This is a genomic window from Comamonas sp. w2-DMI, assembly GCF_040187735.1.
In the GTDB taxonomy this organism is placed as follows: domain Bacteria; phylum Pseudomonadota; class Gammaproteobacteria; order Burkholderiales; family Burkholderiaceae_C; genus Comamonas; species Comamonas terrae.
Map to the genome: position 1 here is coordinate 1 of NZ_JBANEL010000062.1, position 4957 is coordinate 4957.

The 4957-nt window shown below is 67.2% G+C and carries 6 protein-coding genes; all 6 read left to right on the forward strand.

Annotated elements, in window-relative coordinates; genetic code table 11:
• Positions 1-244 (forward strand): TrbC/VirB2 family type IV secretion system protein (locus V8Z74_RS25945; RefSeq protein ID WP_241355943.1); only part of this gene is annotated, 244 nt, incomplete at its 5' end.
• Entirely contained in the window at positions 241-513 is a 273-nt protein-coding gene (locus V8Z74_RS25950; protein ID WP_034112276.1) for a VirB3 family type IV secretion system protein, read from the forward strand. The genes V8Z74_RS25945 and V8Z74_RS25950, both read left to right, overlap by 4 nt.
• Positions 514-525: 12 nt before the next feature.
• Positions 526-2991 (forward strand): conjugal transfer protein TrbE, encoded by a 2466-nt coding sequence (trbE, locus tag V8Z74_RS25955; RefSeq protein ID WP_034112274.1) that lies wholly within the window; start codon positions 526-528, stop codon positions 2989-2991.
• Positions 2988-3743 carry a P-type conjugative transfer protein TrbJ gene (gene trbJ / locus V8Z74_RS25960; protein ID WP_019726306.1) on the forward strand — a complete coding sequence of 252 codons (756 nt, stop codon included), beginning with the start codon at positions 2988-2990 and terminating at the stop codon, positions 3741-3743. Before trbE ends, trbJ begins: the two co-directional genes overlap by 4 nt.
• 11 nt (positions 3744-3754) lie before the next feature.
• Positions 3755-4054 carry a hypothetical protein gene (locus tag V8Z74_RS25965; RefSeq protein WP_019726307.1) on the forward strand — a complete coding sequence of 100 codons (300 nt, stop codon included), beginning with the start codon at positions 3755-3757 and terminating at the stop codon, positions 4052-4054.
• On the forward strand, positions 4051-4957 hold a 907-nt coding region (trbL, locus tag V8Z74_RS25970), incomplete at its 3' end, for a P-type conjugative transfer protein TrbL (RefSeq protein WP_349712257.1). The genes V8Z74_RS25965 and trbL, both read left to right, overlap by 4 nt.

Below are 4957 nucleotides of genomic sequence, written 5' to 3' on the forward strand. Positions count from 1 at the left end.
GGCCGCCGGCTCCTCGATGCCCTGGGAAGGCCCGTTGCAGTCGATTTTGGAGTCGATTCAAGGGCCGGTGGCGCGCATCGTCGCGGTCATCATCATCATCGCGACGGGCCTGGCGCTCGCCTTTGGCGACACGTCGGGCGGTTTTCGCAAGCTGATCCAGATCGTGTTCGGCTTGAGCATCGCCTTCGCGGCTTCGAGCTTCTTCCTGTCCTTCTTCAGCTTCTCCGGCGGAGCTGTCGTATGAGCGGGTCTGACACCTTCGCGGCCGGGTTCGAGGTGCCGCTGCATCGCTCGCTGACCGAGCCGATCTTGATGGGCGGTGCACCGCGCACCGTGGCGATTGCCAACGGCACGCTGGCCGCCGCCGTCGGGCTGGGCCTGCAACTGTGGATTCCGGGCGTGGTGCTCTGGATCGTCGGCCACGCGCTGGCGGTCTGGGGTGCGCGTGTCGATCCGCAGTTCATGGCCGTGTTTGCCCGGCACATCAAGCACCGCCCGCTGCTGGACGTGTGAGGGGACGCCGCCATGCTGAACCTTGCCGAATACCGCCAGCGGCCCGCGCTGCTGGCCGACTGGCTGCCCTGGGCCGGGCTGATCGCGCCGGGCGTCGTCTTGAACAAGGACGGCAGTTTCCAGCGCACGGCGCGGTTTCGCGGGCCTGACCTCGACAGCGCCACGCAAGGCGAGCTGATCGCCACGTCGGCCCGCTTGAACAACGCGCTGCGCCGGATGGGCTCGGGCTGGGCGCTGTTCATCGAGGCCGAGCGCCGCGCTGCGGCCGACTACCCACATTCCGACTTTCCCGAACCGTTGTCTTGGCTAGTGGACGAGGAACGCCGGGCAGCGTTCGAGGAATCGGGCAACCATTTCGAGAGCGGCTACCACCTGACGCTGGTGTACCTGCCGCCCGAGGAATCCCGCGCCCGCGCGGCGGGCATGTTGTACGAGAACCGTCCCACCGAAGGCGTGGACTGGCGCGAGCGACTGACCGCCTTCATCGCGGAAACAGATCGCGTCTTTGACCTGCTTGATGGCGTGATGCCGGAGATTGCCTGGCTGGACGACAGCCAGACGCTGACCTACCTGCACGCGGCTATCTCGACGCGGCGCTACCGTGTGGGCGTACCTGAAGTGCCGTTTCACCTCGATGCGCTGCTGGCCGATGCCCCGCTGGTCGGCGGCCTCGCGCCGATGCTGGGCGACCAGCACCTGCGTATTGCGACAGTGCGGGGCTTCCCGACCTCGACCTGGCCGGGGATTCTGGACGACCTCAACCGCCTGGGGTTTGCGTACCGCTGGAGCACGCGCTTTCTCTGCCTCGACAAATCCGAGGCGGAAAAAGAACTCGCCCGCCTGCGCCGCCAGTGGTTCGCCAAGCGCAAGAACGTCATCGCGCTGCTGCGCGAAACGATCTTCCAGCAGGAAAGCCCGCTGGTGGACACGGATGCCAGCAACAAGGCCGCCGACGCGAACGCCGCCTTGCAGGAGCTGGGCAGCGATCAAGTGGCCTTCGGCTACCTCACCGCCACGGTAACGGTGCTCGATGCCGATCCCGCCGTGGCAGATGAAAAGCTGCGCATGGTGGAGCGCGTCATCCAGGGGCGCGGCTTCGTCACCATCCCCGAAACGCTCAACGCCGTGGATGCGTGGCTGTCCTCGATTCCGGGGCATGCCTACGCGAACGTGCGCCAGCCCATCGTCTCGACGCTGAATTTGGCGCACCTGATGCCGGTGTCCGCCGTGTGGGCCGGGCCGGAGAAGAACGAACACCTCGACGGCCCGCCGTTGATCGTCACGCGCACCGAAGGCGCGACACCGTTCCGGCTGGTGACGCACATCGGCGACGTGGGCCACACGCTGGTGGCCGGCCCGACCGGCATGGGCAAGTCGGTCTTGCTCGCCACCCTGGCGATGCAGTTCCGCCGCTATCGCGGCTCGCGCATCTTCGCGTTCGACATGGGGCGCTCGATGCGCGCCACGATCCTGGGCCTCGGCGGCGAGCACTACGACCTCGGGCTGGATGGCGAGATCGCTTTCCAGCCCTTGGCGCGCATCGACCGCGATGGCTACCGAACCTGGGCCGCCGAATGGATCGAGGGCCGCTTGCTGCACGAAGGTGTCGCCGTCGGCCCCGAAGAAAAGGCGGCGGTCTGGTCGGCACTTGGCAGCCTTGCCGGTGCGCCGGTGGAACAGCGCACCATGACCGGCCTGTCGGTGCTGCTGCAATCGAACGCGCTGCGCCAGGCGCTCGCGCCCTATGTGCTGGGCGGTGCCCACGGCAAGCTGCTGGACGCCGACCGCGACCGACTGGGCATGGCCGACGTGCAAGGCTTCGAGATGGAAGAGCTAATGCACAGCAAGGCTGCGGTGCAGGCGGTGCTGCGCTATCTGTTCGCCCGCTTCGATGAGCGCTTCGACGGGGCGCCGACGCTGCTGATCCTCGATGAGGCGTGGCTGTTCCTCGACGAGCCCGCGTTTGCCGCGCGCATTCGCCAGTGGCTCAAGACGCTGCGCAAGAAGAACGTCAGCGTCATCTTCTCCACGCAGTCGCTCGCGGACATCAAGGATTCGAGCATCGCGCCGGCCATCATTGAGAGCTGCGCCAGCCGCATCTTCCTGGCCAATCCGCAGGCGACAGAACCGCAGATTCGCACGATCTACGAAGGCTTCGGCCTCAACAGCCGGCAGATCGAGATCGTCGCCACCGCGCAGCCCAAGCGCGACTACTACTACCAATCCCGTCTCGGCAATCGCCTGTTCGACCTTGACCTGGGGCCGGCGGTGCTGGCCTTCGCGGGCGCTTCCACGCCGCAAGACCAGCGCGACATCGACGCGGTGCTCACCGTGGCTTCCACCGCTTCTTCCACGTTCGCAGCCGCATGGCTGCGCCACCGCAGCCTCGATTGGGCGGCCGAGCTGCTGCGTGACTTCCCCGGCACGCCGCCGGGCGCCGCCTTTGTTCCCACCCATCCGCAGGAGAACCACCCATGAAAACCCATGCTCCCAAGCTCGCCGCGTTGACCGCCGCCTGCGTGCTCGCCTTCGGCATCGCGCAGCCCGCGCACGCGCTGTTCGGCGTCGGCGACATCGTGCTCGACCCGACCAATCTGGTGCAGAACACGCTCACCGCCGTTCGCACGCTGGAGCAGATCAACAACCAGATCCGCCAGCTCCAGAACGAAGCGCAGATGCTCATCAACCAGGCGCGCAACTTGGCCAGCCTGCCGTCCAGCGTGGTGGGCCAGTTGCGCGCGAACCTGGCGACCACCCAGCGCCTCATCGCGCAGGCCAAAGGCCTGGCCTACGACGTGACGAACATCGACCGCGAGTTTTCGCGCCTGTACCCCGAGAAGTACGCCGCCACGGTGAGCGGCAATCAGATGTACCTCGATGCGCAGGAGCGCTGGAAGAACACGCTCAACGGCCTGCAGACCACCATGCAGATGCAGGCCCAAGCGTCGCAGAACCTGAGCGACGACGAAAGCGTGCTGGCCGACCTCGTGGGCAAGAGCCAGTCGGCGGAGGGCGCGTTGCAGGCGATGCAGGCCATGAACCAGTTGCTCGCCCTGCAGGCCAAGCAGTCGATCCAGACGCAGCGGCTCCAGATCACGCAAGACCGGGCCGCCTCGCTGGAGCTGGCGAGGCAGGCCGCGGCCACGGAGCGCGGGCGCGAGGTGACGCGCCGCTTCCTGGGCGAAGGCACGCCGTACACGCCGCAGCCCGTCCATTTCTACAACCGCTGACGGGGACGGCCATGAAGAACGCGCCCGTCCTGTTCGCTCTCACGTCCCTGTTGGCCGGCTGCGACCGGCCGCCCGCGGTGGATGCACTGGCCGCTGACCCGTCCCGGCTGCACACGCTGCGCGCGCAATGCCGTGCGGGCGAGCACGGCGGCGCGTTCTGCGCGCAGGTGGCGCAAGCCGACCTGCGCCGCTTTCTCTCCGGCAAGGCCGGCCCCGGCGAGTACCAGACGCCCGCCGACCTGCCGCCGATTCCGCCCAGCTTCGATGAGCCCGCCGATGGCAACGGGCCAGGGCAGGAGGACTCGCCATGAACGACGTGACCATCATCGACCGTTTTCTCGATACGTTCTCGCGCTACATCGACTCGGGCTTTGGCCTGCTGCATGGCGAGGTGGCCTTTCTCACTGCCACGCTGATCGTCATCGACATGACCATCGCCGGGCTCTTCTGGGCGATGGGACATGCCACCGGCCAGGGCGAGGACGTGATCGCCAAGCTGATCCGCAAGGTGCTGTACGTCGGCGCCTTCGCCTACATCATCGGCAACTTCAACTGGCTGGCCGGCATCGTGTTCCGTTCGTTCGCGGGCCTGGGCCTGACCGCCAGCGGCTCGACCCTGAGCATGGAGAACTTCCTGCAACCGGGCAGGCTGGCCAAGGTCGGCATCGACGCCGGGGCGCCGATCCTCAAGCAGATCGGCGACATGGCGGGATTTCCTGAGGTGTTCGTGAACATCACGCCCATCGTCGTGATGTTCCTCGCCTGGCTGATCGTCCTGCTGTGCTTCTTCGTGCTGGCGATCCAGCTTTTCATCACGCTGATCGAGTTCAAGCTGACCACGCTCGCGGGCTTCGTGCTGGTGCCGTTCGCGCTGTGGAACAAGACCGCGTTCCTGGCAGAAAAGGTGCTGGGCAACGTGGTGTCCTCGGGCATCAAGGTGCTGGTGCTGGCCGTCATCGTGGGCATTGGCTCGGGCCTGTTCGCCGAGTTCCAGGTGCAGCCGGCCGAGCCATCCATCGACCATTCGGTCGTTGTCATGCTGGCCTCGCTGACCCTGCTGGCGCTGGGCATCTTCGGGCCAGGCATTGCGGCCGGGCTGGTGTCGGGTGGCCCGCAGCTCGGCGCGGGCGCGATGGCCGGTGCCGCGCTGGGCGCGGCCGGCGCTGCGGTTGCCGTGGGTGCAGCGGCCACGGGCGTCGGCGGTGCTGTCGCAG